Annotated in this window: 1 protein-coding gene; it reads right to left on the reverse strand. The window is 33.2% G+C overall.

Going from position 1 to position 223, the window contains the following annotated elements:
- On the reverse strand, positions 1–223 hold a 223-nt coding region (locus WFH18_RS18670), incomplete at both ends, for an IS3 family transposase (protein WP_336755465.1).

Consider the following 223-nt stretch of genomic DNA (forward strand, 5'->3'; position numbering starts at 1 on the left):
TTTGAATTCTTCGATGATTATAAAATAATTCAATGTATTTTATAATATCTGCTTTGGCTTCTTCTCTGGTTTGATAGTTGTAATGATGCACTAACTCATTTTTCAGTATTCTCCAAAAGCTTTCAATCGGTGCATTATCGTAACAGTCTCCGCGCTTGCTCATTGAACCTTGAAAACCATATTGCTCAAGTATATTTCGATATTCATGGCTGCAATATTGACT

The organism is Acinetobacter sp. USHLN143, assembly GCF_037145695.1.
In the GTDB taxonomy this organism is placed as follows: domain Bacteria; phylum Pseudomonadota; class Gammaproteobacteria; order Pseudomonadales; family Moraxellaceae; genus Acinetobacter; species Acinetobacter fasciculus.